At 70.6% G+C, this 22215-nt stretch carries 19 protein-coding genes; 6 read left to right on the top strand and 13 right to left on the bottom strand.

Annotated elements, in window-relative coordinates:
• Positions 1-34 precede the first annotated feature (34 nt).
• From hutI to ACQEU1_RS31855, 7 genes are all read right to left on the bottom strand, one after another.
• Positions 35-1168, bottom strand: coding sequence for an imidazolonepropionase (gene hutI, locus ACQEU1_RS31885; protein ID WP_433209726.1), 1134 nt, complete (start codon positions 1166-1168; stop codon positions 35-37).
• On the bottom strand, positions 1165-2439 hold the full coding sequence (locus ACQEU1_RS31880) for a formimidoylglutamate deiminase (protein ID WP_433209724.1): 1275 nt from the start codon (positions 2437-2439) through the stop codon (positions 1165-1167). Before ACQEU1_RS31880 ends, hutI begins: the two co-directional genes overlap by 4 nt.
• On the bottom strand, positions 2436-3605 hold the full coding sequence (locus ACQEU1_RS31875; protein ID WP_433209722.1) for an allantoate amidohydrolase: 1170 nt from the start codon (positions 3603-3605) through the stop codon (positions 2436-2438). The genes ACQEU1_RS31880 and ACQEU1_RS31875 overlap by 4 nt, the downstream gene beginning before the upstream one ends.
• Positions 3605-5251, bottom strand: coding sequence for a urocanate hydratase (gene hutU, locus ACQEU1_RS31870; protein ID WP_433209720.1), 1647 nt, complete (start codon positions 5249-5251; stop codon positions 3605-3607). The genes ACQEU1_RS31875 and hutU overlap by 1 nt, the downstream gene beginning before the upstream one ends.
• On the bottom strand, positions 5248-6753 hold the full coding sequence (hutH, locus tag ACQEU1_RS31865; RefSeq protein WP_433209718.1) for a histidine ammonia-lyase: 1506 nt from the start codon (positions 6751-6753) through the stop codon (positions 5248-5250). Before hutH ends, hutU begins: the two co-directional genes overlap by 4 nt.
• A 78-nt stretch (positions 6754-6831) precedes the next feature.
• Positions 6832-7725, bottom strand: a complete 894-nt coding sequence (locus tag ACQEU1_RS31860) for a hypothetical protein (RefSeq protein ID WP_433209716.1) — start codon at positions 7723-7725, stop codon at positions 6832-6834.
• On the bottom strand, positions 7722-8249 hold the full coding sequence (locus ACQEU1_RS31855; RefSeq protein ID WP_433209714.1) for a SigE family RNA polymerase sigma factor: 528 nt from the start codon (positions 8247-8249) through the stop codon (positions 7722-7724). The genes ACQEU1_RS31860 and ACQEU1_RS31855 overlap by 4 nt, the downstream gene beginning before the upstream one ends.
• A gap of 113 nt (positions 8250-8362) precedes the next feature.
• On the opposite strand from ACQEU1_RS31855, the gene ACQEU1_RS31850 reads away from it, so the two are divergent.
• From ACQEU1_RS31850 to ACQEU1_RS31830, 5 genes are read left to right on the top strand one after another with little or no spacing between them, the layout of a single operon-like run.
• Positions 8363-9148, top strand: a complete 786-nt coding sequence (locus tag ACQEU1_RS31850; protein ID WP_433209712.1) for an IclR family transcriptional regulator — start codon at positions 8363-8365, stop codon at positions 9146-9148.
• A 22-nt stretch (positions 9149-9170) separates the two neighbouring features.
• Positions 9171-10175 carry a GNAT family N-acetyltransferase gene (locus ACQEU1_RS31845; RefSeq protein ID WP_433209710.1) on the top strand — a complete coding sequence of 335 codons (1005 nt, stop codon included), beginning with the start codon at positions 9171-9173 and terminating at the stop codon, positions 10173-10175.
• Between the two features lie 41 nt (positions 10176-10216).
• A complete protein-coding gene (locus ACQEU1_RS31840) occupies positions 10217-10639 on the top strand; it encodes a MarR family winged helix-turn-helix transcriptional regulator (RefSeq protein WP_433209708.1) in 423 nt (140 codons plus the stop codon).
• 10 nt (positions 10640-10649) lie between these two features.
• Positions 10650-11492: a haloalkane dehalogenase gene (locus tag ACQEU1_RS31835; RefSeq protein WP_433209706.1), complete on the top strand. Its 843-nt coding sequence runs from the start codon at positions 10650-10652 to the stop codon at positions 11490-11492.
• Between the two features lie 9 nt (positions 11493-11501).
• On the top strand, positions 11502-12467 hold the full coding sequence (locus ACQEU1_RS31830; RefSeq protein ID WP_433209704.1) for a GNAT family N-acetyltransferase: 966 nt from the start codon (positions 11502-11504) through the stop codon (positions 12465-12467).
• Between the two features lie 31 nt (positions 12468-12498).
• Here the strand turns inward: ACQEU1_RS31830 and ACQEU1_RS31825 are convergent, their stop codons facing one another.
• Genes ACQEU1_RS31825 through ACQEU1_RS31810 form a run of 4 tightly spaced genes read right to left on the bottom strand, consistent with a single transcriptional unit; the run spans position 12499 to position 15785 of the window.
• Complete coding sequence (locus ACQEU1_RS31825; protein WP_433209702.1) at positions 12499-13398, bottom strand: glycine betaine ABC transporter substrate-binding protein; 900 nt, start codon at positions 13396-13398, stop codon at positions 12499-12501.
• Positions 13395-14060, bottom strand: coding sequence for an ABC transporter permease (locus tag ACQEU1_RS31820; protein ID WP_433209700.1), 666 nt, complete (start codon positions 14058-14060; stop codon positions 13395-13397). Before ACQEU1_RS31820 ends, ACQEU1_RS31825 begins: the two co-directional genes overlap by 4 nt.
• A 7-nt stretch (positions 14061-14067) precedes the next feature.
• Positions 14068-14706: an ABC transporter permease gene (locus ACQEU1_RS31815; protein WP_433209698.1), complete on the bottom strand. Its 639-nt coding sequence runs from the start codon at positions 14704-14706 to the stop codon at positions 14068-14070.
• Entirely contained in the window at positions 14703-15785 is a 1083-nt protein-coding gene (locus tag ACQEU1_RS31810; protein WP_433209696.1) for an ABC transporter ATP-binding protein, read from the bottom strand. The genes ACQEU1_RS31815 and ACQEU1_RS31810 overlap by 4 nt, the downstream gene beginning before the upstream one ends.
• Before the next feature lie 133 nt (positions 15786-15918).
• On the opposite strand from ACQEU1_RS31810, the gene ACQEU1_RS31805 reads away from it, so the two are divergent.
• Positions 15919-17469: a bis-aminopropyl spermidine synthase family protein gene (locus ACQEU1_RS31805; protein WP_433209694.1), complete on the top strand. Its 1551-nt coding sequence runs from the start codon at positions 15919-15921 to the stop codon at positions 17467-17469.
• Here the strand turns inward: ACQEU1_RS31805 and ACQEU1_RS31800 are convergent.
• Both ACQEU1_RS31800 and ACQEU1_RS31795 read right to left on the bottom strand, forming a co-directional pair.
• On the bottom strand, positions 17431-20532 hold the full coding sequence (locus ACQEU1_RS31800) for an EAL domain-containing protein (protein ID WP_433209692.1): 3102 nt from the start codon (positions 20530-20532) through the stop codon (positions 17431-17433). The genes ACQEU1_RS31805 and ACQEU1_RS31800 overlap by 39 nt on opposite strands.
• Before the next feature lie 303 nt (positions 20533-20835).
• Entirely contained in the window at positions 20836-22032 is a 1197-nt protein-coding gene (locus ACQEU1_RS31795) for an NAD(P)-dependent malic enzyme (protein ID WP_433209690.1), read from the bottom strand.
• Positions 22033-22215 lie beyond the last annotated feature (183 nt).

The raw sequence follows: 22215 nt of genomic DNA, 5'->3' as shown, positions 1-22215 counted from the left end.
GTAGGCCCACACGGAGGTGAATGAGACGGCTGTCTCAAATGGCGCGTTCCCCCCGACGCCACACAGAGTGCGTCAAAGGGACCCCCGGCCGGTACGCCAGATGCGTGATCGAGGGTGCGTCCAGCACGTGGAGATCGGCCCGCGCACCAGGCCTGATGACGCCGACGTCGTCCCGTCGCAACGCCCGCGCGCCGCCCGCCGTGGCTGCCCAGACGGCTTCCTCGACGGTCATCCGCATCTGCAGGACGGCTGTCGTCACGCAGAACGCCATCGACGAGGTGTACGACGAACCGGGGTTGCAGTTGCTGGCGAGCGCGACCGTCGCGCCGGCGTCCAGCAGCGCGCGGGCGGGTGGCAGCGACTGGCGGGTCGAGAGATCGCACGCCGGCAGCAGCGTGGCGACCGTGTCAGACGACGCCAGCGCGTCGACGTCAGAGCCGGAAAGGTAGGTGCAGTGGTCTACCGAGGCGGCGCCGAGCTCGACGGCCAGCCGCACGCCGGGGCCCTCGCCGAGCTGGTTGCCGTGGACGCGCAGACCCAGACCCTTCCGCTGCGCCGCCACGAGCACGGCCTTCGACTGGTCGTAGTCGAACGCGCCCTTCTCGCAGAACACGTCGGCCCAGCTCACGAGGGGCGCGACGGCGTCGAGCATCTCGCCGCGGACCAGCTCGACGTACTCGTCCGCGTCGGCACCCGGCGGCACCAGGTGCGCGCCGAGGAACGTGACCTCGTCGGCGTGCTCGGCGGCGATGCGGGCGCTTCGAACCTCGTCGGCGACGTTCAGGCCGTAGCCGGTCTTGGTCTCGACGAACGTCGTGCCCTGCCGGAGAGCCTCGGCAACGTGCTTGCGGACGACGGCGGCCAGTTCCTCGTCGGACGCCGCCCGCGTCGCGTTCACGGTCACGGCGATGCCGCCCGCGGTGTAGGGCTTGCCCGCCATGCGCGCGCCGAACTCGGCGGTGCGGTCGCCCGCGAACACCAGGTGGGTGTGGCTGTCGACCCAGCCGGGCAGCACCGCGCGGCCCTCGACGTCGACCCGCTCGTCGGCCGCCGGGGCGTCCGAGGCCTGTCCGACCCAGGCGATCTCCGCACCGTCGATGACCAGCGCATCGCCGCTGACCTCGGTGTTCGTGGTCAGCTCACCGATGCCGGTGATCAGCACGCTCATGCCCACAGCTCCTCGATCGCGTCCGCCAGCAGCCTGCCGACGTCTCCCAGGGTCTCGTGCACGCCGCCGGCCGCGACCACCCGGCCGCCGACCACCACGGTGTCCACATCGGACGCCGTCGCGGACAGCAGGACCTGCTGCGGCAGCGATCCCGCGGTGCGCGGCGTCGAGCAGCTGATCGCCACGAGGTCGCAGGGAGCACCCGGTTCGATCCGGCCGCCGTCCCAGCCGAGCGCGGAATGCCTGGTGGCGGCTTCCATCAGTTCGGACGGCGAGAACCGGCCGCGCTGGCCCGTCCTCAAACGCTCGTTGTGCTCCAACGCGCGGGACTCCAGCAGCGGGTCGATCACCGCGTGCTGGTCGCTGCCGAGTGAGAGCGGGCTGCCCGCGTCGGCCAGCTCACGAGCCGGGCCGATGCCGTCCGCGAGGTCCGCCTCGGTCGTCGGGCAGAAGCACGCGCCGGTGCCGGAGCCGCCCAGCAACGCGATGTCCTCGGGCGTGAGATGGGTGGCGTGCACGGCCGTGGTGCGCGGCGAGAGCGCGCCGGCTTCGTGCAGCAGTCCGGTCGGCGTCAGGCCGTACGCGGCGAGGCACGCCTCGTTCTCGGCGGGCTGCTCGGACAGGTGCACGTGCAGTGGCGCGTCCGGGAACGCCTGTGCCACCACGGAAAGCTCCGCCCGCGGCACGGCCCGGACCGAGTGGATCGCGGCACCGACGCGCATCACGTCGTCGGACTTCAGCTCGGCCACGCGAGCAGCCCACGCCTCGGCGGTGCCGTCGGAGAACCGTTGCTGCACCTCGTTCACGGGCTGGTCGATGCCGCCCGCGAGGTAGCAGGTGTCCAGCAACGTGAGACGGATCCCCGCGTCCGACGCCGCTTCACGAAGCGCGTACCCGAACTCGTTCGACCTGTCGTGCACGTAGTGGAACTCGCCCACGGCCGACACGCCCGCGAGCGCCATCTCGCCGTAGACCGCACGGGCCAGCCGGTAGTACGACTGCGGGGTCAACCGGGACGCCAGCGCGTACATGCCCTCGCGCCACGTCCAGAACGTGCCGCCACCGTCGTGCGTGCGGCCGCGCAACGCCCGGTGGAACGCGTGCGAGTGCGCGTTCGCGAAGCCCGGCACGACCACACCGTGCAACCGCCGCACGCCCAGCGGAATCGTGTCCACAGTGGACACCGACGAGATCACGCCGTTCTCGACCCTGATCAGGACGCGCTCGGCGAGCCCGGCGGGCAACCAGGCTCGCTCGCACCAGAAGTTCACGAGCCGAGGTGTTCGATCGTCGCGGCGAGCGCGCGAACGCCCTCGTCGACGTCGGCCTGCTCGGCGAACTCCTCCGGCGCGTGGCTCACGCCGGTGGGGTTGCGCACGAACAACATCGCCGTGGGCACGTGCTCGGCGAGGATGCCCGCGTCGTGCCCGGCACCGGTCGGCAGCGCCGGAACGCCCCCGAGCGCCCCGGCGATGTCGTCGCGCAAGGCCGAGTCGAAGTACACCGTGTCGCCGTACGACTCCTCGGTGATCCGCAGCTCGCAGCCTTCCTCCTTGGCGGCCTGGTGAGCCGCCTCGGAGATCTCCGCGACCATCGCACGGGTGCGCGCGTCGTCGCTGTCCCGCGCGTCCAGCCAGACGTCCACAGTGGACGCGATGACGTTGGTGCCACCGGGGTTGGGGACGAGCCTTCCCACGGTGGCACGACCGCCACCCCTGGCCGCCTTCCTGGCGGCGAGGACGAGCTGGGACGCGGGGAGCATCGGGTCGCGGCGGTCCTCGATCAGCGTCGCGCCGGCGTGGTTGCCCTCGCCGGAGAACGTGAAGCGCCACCGGCCGTGCGCGAGGATGCTGGACGCGACCCCGACCGGGACGCTGAGGCCACGGCCCTGTTCGACGTGCAGCTCCACGAACTGGCCGATGCGCCGCAACGCCTTCTCGTCACGTCCGACCAGGTCCGGGTTGTAGCCGGCGGACTTCATGGCCTCGGCCAGCGTCACGCCATCCGGGTCCTTGAGCCCCAACGCCTTCTCGGGCGAGATGGCGCCGGTGAGCAGCCGGGACCCGAGGCACGCGACGCCGAACCGGCCGCCCTCCTCCTCGGCGAAGACCGTGATCGCGAACGGCCGGCCCGGCTTGAACCCCTTGGCCTGCAACACATCGACAGCTTCGAGTGCCGAAGTCACCCCGAGCGGGCCGTCGAACGCGCCACCACCGGGAACGGAGTCCAGGTGGCTGCCGGTGATGAGCGCGTTGTCGCCGCGCTCACCCCACCAGGCCCAGAGGTTGCCGTTCTGGTCGGTCTCCACGTTGAGACCGCGCCGGACCGCCTGTTCCACGAACCAGTGCCGCAGTTCGAGCTCGGGCTTGTTGTAACCGTGGCGCGAATAGCCTCCGCGCTTCGAGTCCTTGCCGACGTCCGCGATCTGGTCGAGCATCAGCCCTCCATCGGAATGCGAACACCCTTGTCCGCTGCCACCGTCTTGGCCTCGTCGTACCCGGCGTCCACGTGCCGGATGACGCCCATGCCGGGGTCGTTCGTGAGCACGCGCTCGATCTTCCGCGCGGCCAGCTCGGTGCCGTCCGCGACCGTCACCTGACCGGCGTGGATCGAGCGGCCGATGCCCACGCCACCACCGTGGTGGATCGACACCCAGGTCGCACCGGAGGCCGTGTTGACCAGGGCGTTCAGCAACGGCCAGTCCGCGATCGCGTCGGATCCGTCGGCCATCGCCTCGGTCTCCCGGTACGGGGACGCGACCGAGCCGCAGTCGAGGTGGTCGCGGCCGATCACGATCGGCGCGGACAGCTCGCCGTTCGCCACCATCTCGTTGAACTTGAGGCCCGCGAGGTGCCGTTCGCCGTAACCGAGCCAGCAGATGCGGGCGGGCAGGCCCTGGAACTCGACGCGCTCACCGGCCATCTTGATCCAGCGGTGCAGCTGCTCGTTCTCCGGGAACAGCTCCAGGATCGCGGCGTCGGTCTTCGCGATGTCGGCCGGGTCGCCGGACAGCGCGGCCCAGCGGAACGGGCCCTTGCCCTCGCAGAACAGCGGGCGGATGTAGGCGGGCACGAAGCCGGGGAACGCGAACGCGCGCTCGTAGCCGCCGAGCTGCGCCTCACCGCGGATCGAGTTGCCGTAGTCGAACACCTCGGCGCCGCGGTCCATGAACCCGACCATGGCCTCGACGTGGTCGGCCATCGACCTGCGGGCGCGCTCGGTGAACTCCTCCGGCTTCGCGGCCGCGTAGTCCTGCCACTCGTCCAGCGAGACACCGACGGGCAGGTACGCCAACGGGTCGTGCGCCGACGTCTGGTCCGTGACGATGTCGACGGCGACCTCGCGGCGCAGCAGCTCGGGCAGGATCTCCGCCGCGTTGCCCACGACACCGACGGACACGGCCTCACCGGCGGCCTTGGCTGCCAGCACGCGCTCGATCGCGGAGTCCAGGTCCTCGGCGATCTCGTCGAGGTAGCGGGTCTCCAGGCGACGCTGGGCGCGGTGCGGGTCGACCTCGATGCAGAGCGCGACGCCCTCGTTCATCGTCACGGCGAGCGGCTGCGCGCCACCCATGCCGCCGAGGCCCGCGGTGACCGTCAGGGTGCCCTTCAAGGTCCCGTTGAAGCGCTTGGTGGCGACGGCCGCGAACGTCTCGAACGTGCCCTGCAGGATGCCCTGGGTGCCGATGTAGATCCACGACCCGGCGGTCATCTGGCCGTACATCGTGAGGCCCTCGGCCTCCAGGCGGCGGAACTCGGGCCAGTTCGCCCAGTCCGGCACGAGGTTCGAGTTCGCGATGAGCACGCGCGGCGCCCACTCGTTCGTGCGCATGACACCGACCGGGCGGCCGGACTGCACGAGCAGCGTCTCGTCGGCCTCGAGGTTCTTCAGCTCGCGGGTGATGGCGTCGAACGACGGCCAGTCGCGCGCGGCCTTGCCGGTGCCGCCGTAGACCACGAGGTCCTCGGGACGCTCTGCGACGTCGGGGTCGAGGTTGTTGTGGAACATCCGCAGAGCGGCCTCGGTGGACCAGTTCTTGGCGGTCAGTTCGGTGCCGCGGTCGGCGCGAACGGTGGTCATCACAGAGCTCCACTTCGGATGAGGGCCTCGGCGGCGGCGATCTCGGGCGCGAGGTGGCGGTCAGGGCCGGGGCCCTGGACGGTCTCGCGCAGCTTCGCCACGGCGGCGGCCGTCGCGGGGGCGGGCTTGAGGGGCGCGCGCAGGTCGAGGGCCCGCGCGGCGGTGAGGAGTTCGATGGCCAGCACGGTGGTGAGCCCGTCCACGGCCTTGCGCAGCTTGCGGGCGGCGGACCAGCCCATCGACACGTGGTCCTCCTGCATCGCGGAGGACGGGATGGAGTCGACCGACGCCGGCACCGCGAGGCGCTTGAGCTCGGACACGATCGCCGCCTGCGTGTACTGGGCGATCATGTGGCCGGAGTCGACGCCGGGGTCGTCCGCGAGGAACGGCGGCAGGCCGTGCGAGCGCGAGACGTCGAGCATGCGGTCGGTGCGGCGCTCGGCGATCGAGGCCACGTCCGCGAGCGGAATGGCCAGGAAGTCGAGCGCGTAGGCCACGGGGGCGCCGTGGAAGTTGCCGTTCGACTCGACCCGGCCGTCCGCGAGCACGACGGGGTTGTCGATCACGGACGCCAGCTCGCGGTCGGCCACCGTCGCCGCGTACGCCACGGTGTCGCGGGCCGCGCCGTGCACCTGCGGTGAGCAGCGCAACGAGTACGCGTCCTGCACGCGGGTGCAGTCGGGGCCGCGGTGCGAGGCGACGATCTCGGAGTCCCGCAGGAACGCGAGCATCCGTGCCGCCGACAGGTTCTGGCCGGGGTGCGGGCGCAGCGCGTGCAGCTCCGGTTCGAAGACGCGGTCGGTGCCGAGCAGGGCCTCGACGCTCATCGCGGCGGTGAGGTCCGCGATGTCGAGCAGCTTCGTCAGGTCGGCGATCGCCAGCGACAGCATGCCGAGCATGCCGTCGGTGCCGTTGATCAGCGCGAGGCCTTCCTTCTCGGCCAGCTGCACGGGCTCGATGCCGGCCGCTTCGAGGGCCTCGGCGGCGGTGACGAGGTCACCCGCCGCGTTGCGGACCATGCCCTCGCCCATGAGCGCCAAGGCGTTGGCGGAGAGCGGTGCGAGGTCACCCGAACAGCCCAGCGAGCCGAACTCGTGCACGACCGGCGTGATGCCGGCGTTCAGCATCCCGGCCATCGCGTCCACAGTGGACAGCCGGACACCGGTGTGGCCGGTCGAGAGCGTGCGCAGGCGCAGCAGCATCAGCGCCCGGACGACCTCGCGTTCGACCTCGGGACCGGAACCGGCGGCGTGCGAGCGGATCAGCGACCGCTGCAGCTGGGCACGGCGGTCCGGCGGGATGTGCCGGACGGCGAGCGCGCCGAACCCGGTCGAGACGCCGTAGGTGGGGCGTTCGGCCGTGGCGAGCTGTTCGATGTGGCCGCGGGCGGTGGTGACCGCCTCACGGGCCGCCGCGGTGATCTCCACCGGGGCGCCGTCGCGGGCGACGGCATGAACGTCCTCGAGGGTCAGAGGCTTCGGACCCAGCTCCACCGGTTGTCGCATGCAGACATCAGACCGCTCCGGGGCCGACTCAGCGACCCCGGAGCGCGGATGGGTGTCTGGGATGCCAGACAGGCCCGGCTAGAGGCCCTTGCCGAGCCAGCCCGTGTCGGGCGCGTCGGTGAGCTCGACCTCGGTGACCAGCTCGGCCAGCCGGTCGGAGTAGGCGCTGGAGGTGGCCCAGATCCACCGGCCTCCGTCGGAGACCGCGACCGTGTTGCCGGAGCGCAGGCCTTCCTTGCCGCGCACGGACACCGGTTCGGCCGCCGCCAGCTCGGGCTTCTGCGTGGCCACGTGCACGGTGACCGAGCCGACGTTCAGCGACGCGTCCCACTGGTCCGCCCCGACACCGGACATCTGGTCGGCGTAGCGGCCCTCGACCTTAAACGGCGCCTTGTGCGTGGTCTTGGCGTCGGCGCGCACGGACTCGGCCACGCGCAGGGCCACGGCCCGCACGTCGTCCAGGCCGCGGACCGACACCTCCAGGGCGTCCTGCGCCTTCCAGACGACGCGCGCGGCGCCGTCCGCGACCTTCGCCCACGCCTTCAGCCCGCGCACGCCGACCTCGTCCCAGCCACCGGTGTCCGGCAGCCCCCCGAGGGTGCTGATGACGACGCTCGCCTTGCCGTCCGCCGGCCCCCACACCCGCGTGACCGCGTTGTTCGTCGTGCGGGAGTTCTCGACGAACCCCTCCGGCAGCCAGTGCGGCGCGTACTTCAGGGCGACGTCCTGACCGTTGCCGGGCACGAGCACGGCGCCCGCGTCGTTCGGGTTCGGCGGCACGTACCTGTCGCTGGCGACGATGCCCGCGAAGATCAGGACAGCGACCGCGGCAACCCCGGCGACAGCGATCATGAACACGTTGCGCTGCCGCTTTCGCTTGCGCCGCAACGCGTTGAGCGTCGGTCCAGGGTGCGGAGCGCGTTCGGCCAGCTGGCCGAGAGCCTCCTTGATGAGCTGTTCGGTGTCGTTCACGACAGGCCCTCCCCGAGCCGCGACCCGACACCAGCGGGTTCCGGCGTGTGGTCCATGCGGAGTGTGGCCAGCGCACGTGAGATGTGGCTGCGCACGGTTCCCTCGGCACAACCGAGCATCTGTGCGATCTCCGAGTCCTCGTAGTTCTCGTAGTAGCGGAGCACGACCGCGGCCCGCTGTTTGCGGGGCAGCTTCGCGATCCGCTGCAACATTGCTTCCCGCTCGTCGTAGTGGTGCGTCTTGTCGGCGACGGGCGGGGTGACGGACTCCAGGGTCGTCATGCAGAGCGCGACGTCCTTGGCCGCACGGCGGCGGCGCCACGAGAGGTACTCGTTGGTCACCATGCGCTTGACGTAGGCGTGAGGGAGGTCGACTGAACCGATGCGGTCCCACTTCTGCTGCGCGCGCAGCAGGACTTCCTGGACCACGTCCTGGGCCAGGTGCGGGTCGCACGTGAGCACGGTGGCATAGCGCAGCAACGGGGTCACCTGTTCTGCCACGAAGTCATCGAAACTCGGTGTCAATCCCGACCCCCTTCAAAACCGTCACACCCCTATGACGCACTTCAAGCCTGTTCTGTTGAGTGTGCCCTGATGTCGTAACGGCGTGGGCTGCATCACGTGGGAAAATCACTGTTGTGGGCAGCAGCAGCGACGTTCCCGCGCTGCGGAGAGGGCTCGCGGTCCTCCGGCTGCTGGCCGGCCGGCCGGGTCCGGTCTCCGCGGCGTCGGTGGCGCGCGAGCTGAACCTCCCCAGGTCGACGACCTACCACCTGCTGTCCGAGCTGACCGAGGCGGGCTTCGCGACGCACTTCCCCGAGGAGAAGCGCTACGGCCTGGGCGTCGCGGCGTTCGAGCTCGGCTCCGCCTACCTGCGCCACGACCCGCTGGAACGCCTGGCCAGGCCGTTGCTGCGCAAGCTCGCCGACCGGATGGAGAAGGTCGCGCACCTGGGCGTCCTGCACGGCCCGGAAGCGCTGTACCTGGTGCGCGAGCAGCCCCGCCAGCCGCAGTCGATCGTGTCCGACGTGGGCGTGCGGCTACCGGCCCACCTGACGGCCTCGGGACGCGCGATGCTGGCGTTCCTGCCTCCGGCGCAGGTGCGCGCGCTGTTCCCGTCCGTGGCGGCGTTCGTCGACCGGACCGGGCGCGGCCCGCACAACCTGCCCGCGTTGCGCCGCCTGCTGACCGCGGAACGGCGGCAGGGCTGGTCGGTGGAGGACGGGTTCGTGACCGCGGGATTCGCCTCCGTCGCGGCCCCCGTGTTCGACCACGGCGAGCGGCCGATCGCGGCGATCACGCTGACGTTCCGGCACGTGTGCGACACGCCGTGCGGGCAGGTGTGGCCGGAGCTGGCCAAGGAGGTCCGCAAGGCGGCCGAGGAGCTCACGGTGCGGATCGGCGGACACGTCGTCGCGATCTGACCGTTCTGGTTGCATGGCCTGCATGGGGGACATCGAAGTCGAGAAGCTCGATCCTGCGCCGGAATCCGCCGCCGAGATCCGCGCGTACCACGAGGTCATGCTCGGCAGGTACGCCGACGACCGCCCGCTCTGGACGCCGCCGACGCTGGAGGAGGTCGAGTTCCGGCTGCGCACGCCGTTCCAGGGCCTCGGGCCGACGCACCACTGGGCGGCCCGGCTCGACGGTGAGCTCGTGGCGTTCGCCGGCGTGAACTACGCGGACTGGGAGGACCTCGCCCTGGCCGAGGTCGTCGTCCATCCGCGGGCACGGCGGCGCGGCGTCGGCACCGCCTTGCTGCGGGCGCTGCTGCCCGATCTGGAGGCCCGCGGCCGCACGGTGGTCGAGGGCTGGCAGGTCACGAGGGGCGGCGCCGGGGCCGAGTGGCTCGTGCACCTGGGCTTCGGGACGTTCCACTCGATGATCATTCAAAAGCTCACGCTCGATGTGGACCGCGCGCTCTGGGACGCCCCGGTCCCGCCCGGCCACCGGCTGGAGCGGTGGATCAGCCGCGTACCGGAGGACCTGCTCCCGTCCTACGCCGCCGCCCGCAACGCGGTGCAGGACGCACCGGTGGGCGACCAGCACCTCCCGATCCCGACGTGGACACCCGACGAGGTGCGCGCGGCCGAGGAGGACTTCCTGACCCGCGGCGCCGAACAACGGGTCGTGGTCGCCGTCCGGGAGGCGGACGGCGCCGTGGTGGGCCTGACCGAACTGGAGCTGCACAGCGAACGGCCGCACCGCGGGTTCCAGCGCGACACCGCGGTCGCGCCGGCTCATCGCGGGCTCGGACTGGGCCGGTGCGTGAAGGCGCACATGCTGCGCTGGCTGGTCGCCGACAAGCCGCAGCTCGCCGAGATCGTCACCGGAACCGGGTCCGAGAACGTCCACATGGCCAGGATCAACCACTCGCTCGGCTTCGCGACGATCAGCGACATCCTCTCCGTCCGCGCCTCGGTGGCGGACCTGCGCACGAGGACCGCCTGACTCAGTAGCCATGTACATAGTAGCCATGTACCGTATCTGCCATGAGCAGTGCGGGACCGACGCCTGGGCACCTCGTGTGGCGGCTGGCGATGAAGTGGCGAACGGCCGTCGACCGCGCGTTGGACCCCCTCGGGCTGACGCACGCGCAGTACGTCGTCCTGTCGTCGTTGGTCGCCCTCGACCGGCCCTCCCAACGCGAACTGGCCGACCACACCGGCCTGGAACCGCTGTACGTCTCGAAGCTGGCGCGCTCGCTGGAGGCAGCCGGCTTCATCTCGCGCACCCGCGACACCGTCGACACCCGGACCGTGCGACTCGCGTTGACCCCGCACGGCCGCACGACGGTCGAGCCCGCCATGGAGGTGGTCCGCTCGTTGCTGGACCGCCTGCTGGAGCCGCTGGGCGAGCGCACCTCAGCCTTCTCCGCCGAACTCCGCGCGCTGCTCGCCGTCCCCCTCGACTGAGGAGCACCCGATGCCCGTCGTCCCCGTCCTCGACTCGACCATGCACCACGAAACGCACGGCGCCGCGCCGTTCGTGTTCCTGCACGGCAATCCGGCGTCGTCGCACATCTGGCGCAACGTCCTGCCCGAACTGGGCGGTCTCGCCCCCGACCTCATCGGCATGGGCAGATCCGGCAAGCCGGCCATCGGCTACTCGTTCGACGACCACTCCCGCTACCTCGACGCGTGGTTCGACGCCCTGGAACTGGACCGCGTCGTGCTGGTCGGCCACGACTGGGGCGCCACGCTCGCGTTCGACTGGGCGGCCAGGCACCCGTCGCGCGTCGCGGGCCTCGCGTTCTTCGAGGCGATGCTGAAGCCCATGACGAGCGCCGACCTGGCCCCCGCCGCGCGGGAACGCACACGCCGGCTCCGCACCCCTGGCGTGGGCGAGGAACTGGTGCTGGGTCAGGACACGCTGGTGCGCCGGGCGTTCACCGGCGGTGTGCTGAACCCCGTCTCGGACGAGGACATGGCCGCGTACCTGGCGCCGTACCCCGACCGCGAGAGCCGCCGCCCCTTGCTGGAGTGGGTGCGGCAGCTTCCGGTCGACGGCGACCCGCCCTTGCTGGTGCCCCGGATGGAGGCGTACGGCGAGTGGCTCGCCGCCTCACCGGTGCCGAAGCTGTTGCTGACCTTCACGGGCTCGCCGACGCTGGCCATCACGCCCGAACTGGCCGGGTGGTGCCGCGCGAACATCGCCTCGCTGGACGTCGTGGCGGTGGGTGAGGCCGGGCACCACGCGCCGGAGGACAAGCCGAAGGAGATCGCGGCCGCGATCGCCGACTGGGCAGGTCGCCACGATCTTGCTTAGATCGGGTGCATGGGGGTTGTGATCGAGGCGCTGGACTTCGCGTGCGCTGCGCAGACGGACCGGCGCGGGTTGTACGAGGTGGCGACGGCGTGGGCGGCGGAGGACGCGCCGGACCGCGAGCAGGCGCCCGTCGAGGCTTACGTCGCGATGTGGGAGTCCCGCAACGACCTCGGTTTCGAGCCCGCGCGCTTCGTCGTCGCGCGGGAGAGCGGGAAGGTCGTCGGCTACGCGCAGGCCGAGATCTCCGAGGCCGAGGCCAACGCGCATCTCGCGCTCGTCACCGTCGTGGTGCTGCCGAGTCACCGCCGTCGCGGCATCGGCACCGCGCTGCTCCGCGCCGTTCCGTCGCTGCTGAACGGGCAGACCGTCATCGAGTCGTGGAGCGTCGGCCCTGACGAACCGGGCGAGCACTTCGCCGCCGCACACGGGTTCCGGGTCATCACGTCCATGACGAGACAACGGTTGCTGCTCACCGATCCGCCGCCGGTCGCCGAGGTGCCGTCCGGGTACGAGCTGGTGACGTGGCAGGGCGCGGCTCCCGAGGAGTTCGTCGAGGCGTACGTCGAAGGACTCAACGCGATCGCCGACGCGCCGTTCGGGGAGACGGTGCTCGACCACGCGCACAACACGGTCGAGAGCATCCGGAAAGACGAGGCCGAGGCGACCTCGGACCGCTGGGTCGTGCTCCTGCTGCACAGCGGTGAGGTCGCCGGAGTCACGGTGGTGGAACGGAACTCCGCCAAGCCCGAGTACGCCGAGCAACTGCAGACCGTCGTGCTCCCGGCCCACCGGGGCAAGGGGCTGGGCCTGCTGATCAAGTCACGCATGCTGCACGAACTGGACGGCGTCGAGATCGTCTTCACGCGCACCAGCAGCGAGAACGCGCACATGCTGCGGGTGAACCACGCCCTGGGCTACGAGGACCAGTACACGTACATGGCCGTCCAAGCGAAAACCGCCGACCTGCAGGCGTGAGGCCTGCGGATCGGCGGTTCTCAGGTCCGGGTCAGATGCCCGCGGAGGCCAGCCACTCCTTGGCGACCTTCTCCGGCTCCGGCTTGTCCGGCGACGACAGCTTCTGGTTGAGCTCCAGCAGCTGCTTGGTGTCGAGCTTCTTCGAGATGGCGTTGAGGGTGTCGCGGACCTGCTGCGACGCCTTCTTCTCGTTGATCAGCGGCAGCACGTTCTGCGCGGCGAACACGTTCTTCGGGTCTTCCAGCACCACGAACTCGTTGGCCTTGATGGCCGCGTCCGTCGTGAACAGGTCGGCCGCCTGCACCGTGTTGTCCTTCAGGCCGGCGACGGTCAGCGGGCCGCCGACGTCGAGGGCCTTGAACTCCTTGAACTCGCAGTTGTACTTGGCCTTCAGGCCGGGCAGGCCGTCCGGGCGGTTCTGGAACTCGGGCGGGCCGCCGAACGCGAGGTCCTTGCAGTACGGCACCAGGTCGTCGATCGACTTGAGGCTGTACTGCGCGGCGATCTGCTTCGTGACGACGACCGCGTCCTTGTCCTCGGCCGAGGACTTGTCGAGCACGACCAGGTTCTTGGGCAACGCCTTCTGCAGCGCCGCGTAGACCTCGTCCGCGCCCACTTCCTGCGCGTCCTTGTTGATGTACTTGAGCAGCACGCCGGTGTACTCGGGGATCAGGTCGATCGAGCCGTCCTGCACGCCCTTGTAGTACAGCTCCCGGTTGCCGATGTTCAGCTTCTTGGAGACCTTGACCCCCTTGGCCGTCAACGCTTCCGCGTAGATCTCCGCGAGCAGGCGGGACTCCGGGAAGTTGCCGGAGCCCACGACGATGGTGTCCGTCGGGGCCGGCTCGTTGTTCGCCCCGCCGGTCAGCGGATCTCCACCGCACGCCGACAACAGCATGACCGCAGCGACGGCTGTCGCGATGCGCTTCATTTCGTTCCTCCGGTTCCCACTGGACGCAGCCCGGGCGACACCGTCAGCCGTTGCAGGCCGGCGAACCCCAGGTCGACGAGAACGGCGAGCAGTGCCACGAGCACCGCGCCGGCGAGCATCTGACCGAAATCCTGCAGGGCGAGGCCGTCGAAGACGAACCTGCCCAGTCCACCGGCGCCGGTGTACGCCGCGATGGTGGCCGTGGCGACCACCTGCAGCGCGGCACCGCGGAAACCGCCGTAGATCAACGGAAGCGCGTTCGGGATCTCCACCTGCAGCAGCACGCCCGACTCGCGCATGCCGACACCGCGTGCGGCGTCGACGGCGGACGGGTCGACCGCGCGGACGCCCGCGTAGGTGCCCGCCATGATCGGCGGGATCGCCAGCAGCACCAGCGCCACGTACACCGGGAAGTCGCCGAGACCCGCCCACAGCACGACGAGGATCAGCACCGCCGTCGTCGGGAGCGCCCGCAGTGCGTTGGAGAGCCCGACGATCACGAACCCGCCCTTGCCGGTGTGCCCGACGAACGCGCCGAGCGGGATCGCGATGACCGCCGCGATGAGCAACGTCAGCAGCGTGTAGCCGAGATGTTCCAGCAACCGCAAGGGAATCCCGGTCGTGCCGGACCAGTGCGCGGGGTCGAAGAGCCAGCCACCCATCGTCAGCTCACCTCCCCACCCGTGCCCACGGCGTGAGCAGCCGTCCGATCAGCAACAGCAGCCCGTCCGCGAGGACCGCCAGCACGACCGTCCCGATGAGACCCGCGAGGACCTTCGGGCTGTTGTCGGTCTGGTAGCCCTCGGTGAAGAGCTGGCCGTAGCCGCCGAGCCCGACGAGCGCGCCGACGCTCACCATGCTGATGTTCGACACGGTCGCGACCCGCAGGCCCGCGATCGTGACCGGCAGCGCCAGCGGGAAGTCGACGGTGAGGAAGCGCCGGAACGGCCGGTAGCCCATGGCGTTCGCGGCGGCGACCACGTTGCCGGGCACCGCCGACAGCGCGTCCGCGATCGACCTGATCATCAGCGCGACCGTGTAGACGGTCAGCGGCACGATGACGTTGATCTCGTCGAGGATCTTCACGCCGATGACCACCGGCGTGATCACGATGAGCGCGATCGACGGGATCGTGAAGAGGATGTTGGCGAACGGGAAGAGCACCGTGCGCGCCGTCTGCGACCGGCTCGCCCACCACCCGAGCGGGATGGCGAGCACGAACCCGATCAGCACCGGCAGCACGGAGAGCCGGAGGTGCACCGCGGTGACCTCCCAGAACCTCTCCCAGTTGTCGAAGATCCAGGTCACCTCGGGACCTCACCCGCCGCGCGGGCCTTCGCGAGCGCCTGGATCACGTCGTCGGCCTTGACCACACCGCTCACCGCACCGGCGTCGTCGACGACCACGCCGAGCGCGGACGGCGAGCTGAGCGCCGCGTCCAGCGCACCCCGGAGGCTGCTGCCGTCGTAGAGCGAGCCGCCGGAGACGAGGTCCCGTTCGTTCACCTCGACCTCACCGTCCACACCGGACAGCCAGCCCTTCGGCCGGTTCTGCTCGTCGACGACCAGCGTCCAGCCGGTGACGGTGATCCGCTCGCCGATCCTGGCCGTCGTGACGGGGTGAACGGGCACTTCCGCGTGGAGGAAGGTGAGCGTCCGGTAGCCGCGGTCCCTGCCGACGAACGACGCGACGAAGTCGTTGGCGGGCGCGCTGAGCAGCTCCTGCGGCTTCGCGTACTGCGCGAGGTGCCCGCCCTTCTGGAACACCGCGACGCGTTCGCCGAGCTTGAGCGCCTCGTCGATGTCGTGCGTGACGAACACGATCGTCTTGTCGAGTTCCGCCTGCAGGCGAAGGAGTTCGTTCTGCAGGTCCTCGCGGACGACCGGGTCGACGGCGCTGAAGGGTTCGTCCATCAACAGCACGGGCGGGTCGGCGGCGAGCGCGCGGGCGACACCCACGCGTTGCTGCTGCCCGCCGGAGAGCTGCGCCGGGTACCGCTTGCCGAAGTTCGGGTCGAGCCCGACGATCTCCAACAGCTCGGCGGCCCTGGTGCGCGCCTTGCGTTTGTCCCAACCGGACAGAAGAGGAACGGTCGCGATGTTGTCCAGCACGGTCCGGTGCGGGAACAGCCCCGCCTGCTGGATCACGTAGCCGATGCCGCGCCGCAGCGTCGGCGGGTCGACGGTGAGGACGTCCTTGCCGTCCACCAGGATCGCGCCCGACGTGGGGTCGATCATGCGGTTGACCATGCGCAGGGACGTCGTCTTGCCACAGCCGGAAGGACCGACGAACACCGTGATGGTGCCCGCCTCGACCGCGAGGTCGAGCTCGTCGACAGCGATGGTCCCGTCCTCGAACCGCTTGGTTACGGCCCGGAACTCGATCACCCTTCGGATCCCTCCGGTCGTGACGGTCTCCCCGATTCGGACCGCCCTGGATGTAGATCCCAAAGACCTTAACTCGTTCGGCGTACCCCGGCACAGCGTTCCACGATGTGACAGGCCGTATGGTTTACCGCTTGTGACGATCGACCAGGTTCGGCAGTTGGTGGCGGAACGCGGCGTGCACGCCCGCAAACTCCGTGAGGTGTTGTCCCTGCTCAGCGAGGACTGGCACCCGCTGGCCGAACTCGTGCGCCTGCCCGCCGTACCCCGCCGCACCGTGCAGGACCTGCTGAAGGCCCTGGGCGACGACGCCGAATCTTCAGACGATCGTTACCGCATCGCGCCCGGTCAGGTGGCCTCCTACCGCGCCGCCTTCGGTGTTTCCGGTGTGCGCGACCACACCGACGTGCTGCGGCAGATCCTCGTGGACATCGCGGACGTGCCGGCGCCGCTGTCCTCGTTGGACCACGTGCAGGCGACCGCGGAGACCGCGCTCAACCGCGCGGTGTGGCTCGACTCGGTGTACGACCTGGCGGGCAAGCGCCTGCTGTGCCTGGGCGACCACGACCTCACCTCGCTGGCCGTCGCGGCCGTCAACCCGGCCGTCTCCATCACCGTCGTGGACCTCGACGAGCGGCTGCTGGAGTTCATCGACTCGCGGGCCTCCGCCCGAGGCCTCGACATCCGAACGTTGCACTGCGACATGCGTTTCGGGCTGCCGTCGTCGGTCCTGGAGTCGGTGGACCTCGTCTTCAGCGACCCGCCCTACACGCCGGAGGGCATGGGCCTGTTCGCCGGGCGCGGCATCGAGGCGCTGGAGGACATCGCGGGCGGCCGTCTGCTGCTGGCGTACGGCTTCTCCGACCGCACCCCGGCCCTGGGCCTGAAGGTGCAGCAGGAACTCCAGAAGCTCGGCCTCGTCTTCGAGGCGATCCTGCCGTCGTTCCACCGCTTCGACGGCGCCCAGGCCATCGGCTCGGCCGCGGACCTCTACGTGTGCCGCCCCACCGGCCGCCGCGCGGTGTCCGGCGGCACGCGCATCTACACCCACGGCGCGCAGTCCGTGGAGTCGTCGGGCCCCTCTGCCGAAGCTTTGGCCGCTTTGTCCGACCTGGCACCACGTCCCGAGTCCTCGCCGCCGCCGAAGCCCCGTGCCGCCGGCTGGGCCGAGCCCGTGGGCAAGGGCGCGGCGTCGCTGGCCGTCGACCTGTCCGCGGACCCCGGCCCGTGGCTGCTGCGCACGCTGCTCGCGTCGTCCCCCGCCCGCCTTGCGTGCCTCGTGCCGAACAACCACCCCGCCGTGTCGTCCGAGGCGGGGCAGAAGGAACTGCAGGAGCTCGTCCAGACCCGGTTCAAGTTGAAGTTCCTGCGCAACAACCCAGATGCCAAGACGACGATCGTCGTGGCCGATCAGGTGCTGACCGGCACGCTGTCTCTGGGCGAGCGCGCCGTGCGCGAGGTGCTGATGAAGGCGCACGGCAAGCTGCGCAACGTGTGGCGCGAGGCGTTGATCACGGCGTCGCAGGGCCTGCTGACGAAGAAGCAGGCGGCCGAGATCATCGACAACGCCGCGGTGGCGCGGGAGGACCTGGAGCTGCGGCTGATCGACCTGCCGAAGCACCGGATCGCGGCGTTGCTGCCGGAGATCTCAGCCAGCGCGCGGTATGTGGAGCGGCCCGAGGGCTAGGACGGCGCGGAACTCCTTGGGCGGCACCGGACGCGAGAACAGCCACCCCTGGTACGCGTCCACGCCCACGCCGCGCAGCACGTGGAACTGGGTCGCGGTCTCCACGCCCTCCGCCACGCACTTGCGCCCCATCGCCCGCGCCATGTCCACGACGGCGCGGGCCACGGCGAAGTCCGAGGAGTCGTTGCCCACGCCGGAGACGAAGCGGCGGTCCACCTTGATGATCTGCGCCGGAAGGTCCTTCAGGCGCGCCAACGACGAGTAGCCGGTGCCGAAGTCGTCGACGGCGAACTGCACGCCGCGCTTCACCAGCTCGTCCATCGACTGGCGGACGCGCGAAGGCAGGTCGACGAAGGCCGTCTCGACCAGTTCCAGCACCACGCGTTCCCACGGGACGCCGGACTCCATGATCGCCGTCGAGACGATGTCCACGAACTCCGGATCGCCCGGCACCAACCCGGCCAGGTTCACCGCGACGGACACCGGGCGGCCGTCGGGCGCGGGCCAGGTCGCGGCCTCGCGCAACGCCGTGCGCAGCACCCAGCGGTCCAGTTCGCGCATCAGGTCGCCCTGCTCGGCGACGGGCAGGAACACGTCCGGCGGCAGCAGTCCGCGGTCGGGGTGCGGCCAGCGCACCAAAGCCTCGGCGGTCAGCACCGCGCCGTCCACACCCACGACGGGCTGGTAGTGCAACGCCAAACCGTCGTGCTGCAACGCGTCGCGCAGCTGGCCCTCCAGGTGCACCTGGCGGTCGGCGGAGGCGATCAGCGCGGCGGAGGCCAGGGACACGCGGCCGGCACCGGCGCGCTTCGCCTCGAACATCGCGGCATCGGCGAAGCGCAGGAGGTCGGCACCGTTGGCGCGCGAGCCGTTCGGGACGGCGGCGCCGATCGACGCGGACACGCGGACCAGCTGGCCGTGCACCGGAACGGCGGTCCGCAGCAGCGAAGCGACGCGGGTGGCGAGGGCGTCGACGCCGCCCACCGACTCGATGTCCTCGGAGATGATCACGTACTCGTCGCCGGACAGGCGGGCGGCCGTGCAGCCGTCTGGCAGGCCGCCCTCCAGCCGGCGGGCCAGCGCGACCAGCAGCTCGTCGCCCGCGTCGTGGCCGAGGGAGTCGTTGACGCGCTTGAAGTTGTCGATGTCGCAGAACAGCACGGCGACCTTGGCGCGGTCGGGGCCGTCGAGGGCCTTGCCGAGGATCTCCTTCACCAGCGCGCGGTTCGGGAGGCCGGTCAGTTCGTCGTGGGTGGCCTGGTGGCGCAACGCTTCGGCGGCGCGGCGGCGTTCGGTGATGTCCAGGAACACGATGAGCCAGAAGCGGCGGCCGTCGTCCTGCACGGACAGGGCGATGTGCAGCTCGCAGTAGACCTTCTCGCCGTCCGGGCGGACGAGGATGCGCTGCGGGATCTTCTGGGTGCGTTCGGCGGCCCACTGCAGGCCCGGCGAGGTGTCCTCGGGGTGCGTGAGCTGTTCGGCGGTCATGCCGCGCAGCTGTTCCAGCTCCATGCCGAGCAGGTCGCACAACGCGTCGTTGGCGTCGACCAGCCGCTCGCCCTCGTCGAACAGGCCGATGCCGACGGGCGTCACGGACACGAGGTCGGTGAAGCGCTGCGAGGAGCGCTTCATGCGGGCTTCGGCGGCGCGCTGCTCGGTGACGTCCTGGGCGGTGCCGACGGCGAGCTGCTTGCCGCGCGGGTCGTGCACGATCATGCCGTGGCACCGGAAGATGCGGGTCGCGCCGTCGGTCGGGCGCACGACGCGGTGCTCGCACTGGACGGCGATCTCGTCCACGGAGAGCTGGCGCCACAGGTCGTCGACCCACGAGCGGTCCTCGGGGTGCACGAGGTCGAGGTAGTACTGGTAGCTGCCGGCCACGTCGGCGGGGATGCCGTAGAGGTCGCGCAGCATGTCGGACCAGACGACCACGCCGGTGCCGGGGTTCCACTCCCACATGCCGAGGCGCGCGGCCTGCTGCGCGTCCGCCAGTCTTCGGCGGTCCTCGCGCATCTGCCGTTCGAGGGCACGTGCTTCGGTGACGTCCTGGATCGTGCCGTGGTAGCGCTCGATGCTGCCGGACGACGCGAACTCCGCGCGGGCGCGGCACATGTAGACGCGTTCGCCGACCTCGCTGCGGACCTCGATCTCGACCGGTTCGCCGTCGCTCGCGTGCAGCAACCGGGTGCGCAGCGCCTTGACGGCCTCGCGGTCGTCCGGGTGCACGCCGCTCAGCAGGTCCTCGTCCGGAGTCATGCCGAGCTCGGCGAACATCTCCATCAGCACTTCGCTGCGGTGCACGGCGCGGGTGCCGGTCTCGTACGCCCAGCTGCCGATGCGGGCGATGCGCTGCGCCTCCAGCAGCCGCGCCCGTTCCTGGGCGAGCTCGGTCGCGGCGCGCTTGGCCTCGGTGATGTCGCGGATGTAACCGGTGATCTTGTCCAGCGCGCCCGCGTCGTCGAGCTTCGCCTCCGCGACGCCGCGGATCCACCGCAGCTGGCCGTCGGGACGGACGATCCGGTACTCGATGTCGATCGGGTCGCCGGTGATCTCGCGACCGTGCCAGTACGTCTCGACCATGTGGTAGTCGTCCGGGTGCACGACGTCGAGGACGGCCTGCGCGCCGGGCACGACGGTGCCGCGTTCGAGGCCGAGCAGCTCGTAGTGCGTGTCCGACCAGACCGTGAGGCCCGTGCCGGGGTCGAACTCCCAGGAACCCAGGTTCGCGACCCGCTGCACCTTGCGCAGGCGGCGCTGTTCGTCGCGCAACGCGTCCGCGGCGGTGGCGAGGTCGGAGACGTCGATCAGCAGAACGGCCTGCAGGCCCGTTCCCGGTACGGCGTGGCGGGCGACGCGCACCGGCAGCTCGGAGCCGTCCGCACGCAGAAGTCGCAGGTCAGAGGTGTTGCCGAGGAGCAGTTCGCCGAGCGGGTTCCCGACGAGGTCGTCGGCCGCCTGCGCGCCGGCGAGCTCCACCGCGGCCGGGTTCGCCTGCATGACGACGCCCTTGACGTCGACGAGCAACGACGGCGCGTCGGGCAGGGTCAGCCCGTCCAGCGTCATCGGAGGTTTCCCGTTCGCCGGTACAGCCGTCCGTGCACGGCCGTTCACCACCGTCGCGCGTCCCACCCACTTGGGCACCGACCCACCCTCTCCCGCATCCACCGCCCGCGGCAATTCGGGTGGGCACGACAACGGCACCCGAACGGCGGCAAACACGAACCCTCTCCTCGGGTGAACACCCGAGGAGAGGGACGGTAGCGCTTCAGAGCGTCATCGCCCACCCCTGCACGGGTTAACGAAAAGCCACGTTCGTGGTTCCGCTTCCCGTGAACTTGCAAATGAGTGGCGAATACAGGCGTGTGATCAGGCGACTCCGTCGGCCTTCGCGGCGACGGCCACAGCCGCCGCGACCTCGGGTCCGACCCTCGGGTCGAGCGCGGAGGGAACAATTCGGTCTGGGCCCAAATCATCTTTCGCGACGGCCAGAATTGCGTCGGCGGCCGCGAGTTTCATGCCCTCGGTGATCCGTCGCGCACCCGCGTCGAGAGCCCCGCGGAAAATGCCGGGGAACGCGAGCACGTTGTTGATCTGGTTCGGGAAGTCGCTGCGGCCGGTGGCCACGATCGCGGCGTGCCTGGCGGCGACGTCCGGGTGCACCTCGGGGTCCGGGTTCGACAGGGCGAACACGATCGAGTCGTTCGCCATGCTCGCGATCAGGTCCTCGGAGACCTTGGAGGACGACACGCCGATGAACACGTCGGCGCCGCGCAGGGCCACGTCGATGCCGCCGTCGAGGTTGCTCCTGTTCGTGACCGCCGCGATCTCTTCCTTGATCGGGTTGAGACCGGCGCGACCCGTGCGGACGATGCCGCGCGAGTCGAGCAGCGTGATGTCACCGGCGCCGGCGGCGATGAGGATCTTGGCGATCGCGATGCCCGCGGCGCCCGCGCCGGAGATGACCACCCGCTGGTCGCGGATGTTCTTGCTCAGGACGGTGTTCGCGCCGTTCAGCGCGGCCAGCGACACGACGGCGGTGCCGTGCTGGTCGTCGTGCATGACGGGGCAGTCGAGCGCCTCGATCAGCTTCCGCTCCAGCTCGAAGCAGCGCGGCGCGGAGACGTCCTCCAGGTTGACCGCGCCGAACGACGGGCGCAGCCGGACGAGCGTCTCGACGATCTCGTCCACGTCCGTCGTGTTGAGCACGAGCGGGATGGAGTCGAGGCCGCCGAACGTCTTGAACAGCGCGGACTTGCCCTCCATGACGGGCAGCGAGGCGCTCGGGCCGATGTCGCCGAGGCCGAGCACCGCGGTGCCGTCGCTGACGACGACGACCAGGCGGTGCGCCCAGGTGTACTTCGCGGCCAGGGAGGCGTCCTGCGCGATCGCGTTGCTCACTCGTGCGACACCAGGGGTGTACGCGATGGACAGCGCCTTCGGGTCAGCGAGCGAGGCGGTCGCGCCGACCTCGAGCTTCCCGCCCAGGTGCGCGTTGAAGATCTCCTCGTCCGTCAACTGCGTCGGATCGGAGTTCTCGATACGGGCTTCGTTCACTGCTGTCACGGCGTCCCTCCTGCGGTGCGGGCGGCGTAGTGGCCCTTTAAGTCGGGCTCATCACCAAACGGCGCACCGGCCCAGCGTTGTCACGCCGGGTACACGGGGCCTGGAAACTCGGTCGTGCCCTCCGACGAGTTGCGTCGGAGAACCGCCCGAGTGCTGCGGGTGACGGGAAGTGTGGCAGGGTCC

The organism is Lentzea sp. CA-135723 (genome assembly GCF_050936595.1).
In the GTDB taxonomy this organism is placed as follows: domain Bacteria; phylum Actinomycetota; class Actinomycetes; order Mycobacteriales; family Pseudonocardiaceae; genus Lentzea.
Note: the sequence above shows the minus strand (reverse complement) of the source record. Positions and strands in the feature narration are given on the sequence as shown.